The organism is Streptomyces sp. MB09-02B, from assembly GCF_033794485.1.
Classification (GTDB): domain Bacteria; phylum Actinomycetota; class Actinomycetes; order Streptomycetales; family Streptomycetaceae; genus Streptomyces.
This window is the reverse complement of sequence record NZ_JARGEE010000914.1, coordinates 1-1,016: the sequence shown is the minus strand read 5'-3', so window position 1 is coordinate 1,016 and position 1,016 is coordinate 1. Positions and strand designations below refer to the sequence as shown.

At 70.9% G+C, this 1,016-nt stretch carries 1 protein-coding gene; it reads right to left on the bottom strand.

What is annotated here, in order from left to right:
• Positions 1–40 precede the first annotated feature (40 nt).
• On the bottom strand, positions 41–1,016 hold a 976-nt coding region (locus P1P70_RS45050; protein ID WP_413471701.1), incomplete at its 5' end, for a SpnB-like Rossmann fold domain-containing protein.

Sequence of the window (1,016 nt, the reverse complement as noted above, 5' to 3'; positions counted from 1 at the left end):
TTTGGTTCTTTTTTTGTTTTCATTGGATGTTGGTCTGGCGTCACGTTCCCTTCTTTGTTTTTTTCGAGCATGAGACGGCATACGAGGTTTTTGCCTGTTTCGTGGGGTCGGGGATTTGTATAAGAGACAGGGCCAGCGCGGTCGCCACGGCCGACGCCAGGGCGGGCGCGTCCGTGCCGTCGTCCTCCAGGTCGACGAGGACGAACCGGTCGGGACGCTCGGCCTGCAGCGACAGCAGCAGACCCCAGGCCGCCGCCCCCGCCGGGTCGCCGGTGGTCGCACCGCCCGTCACGATCACCACACGGGAATCCGTCGACGACTCGTGGGCGAGCACGTCCTGGACCCGGGTCAGCGTGTCGGTCGTGCAGTGGCGTACGGCGTCGGGGTCCCCTCGGTCCCGGTCGGAACCGGGCACGGTGTCGAGGGCCAGGACGATCAACTCGGTCGTCTCCGCCACGGACTCCGGGCAGCCGTGCACGTCGGCCGTGTTCCCGGGGTGCAGCGCGAGTGCCTTGGCCAGGGCCCCGGCCCGTCCGTCCGGTTGTCCCAGGACGGCCCAGCGCGTCTGGGGCGGGGGGACACCGTCCACGGGCTGCCAGGTCATGGTGAGGAGGTCCCCGACCATGTTCACGCCCTCGGTCACGTCCGGGCCCTCGCCCGTGCGCGGATCCACAATGCCCCCGCGTGCGTCCGCGCCCTGCCGGGTCGTCTCCAACCAGTAGGCGCCACGCTGGAAGGCGTACGTGGGCAACTCGACGCGGCGGGCCCCGGCCCCGCCCAGGAAGGCGGGCCAGTCCACGTCCACCGACCGTACGTGCAGCCGCCCGACCGTGGTGATGAGGGAACGCACCTCGCCGCGCCCCTTGCGGAGGGCGGCCAGCGCGAGGAGGTCGGGGACGGCCTCCTGGATCGGACCCACGAGGGAGCCGTCGGGGCCGATCTCCAGGACCGTGCCGATGTCCTGGGCCCGTAGCGCCCGCACCCCGTCCGCGAAGCGGACCGTCGCCCGCACGTGC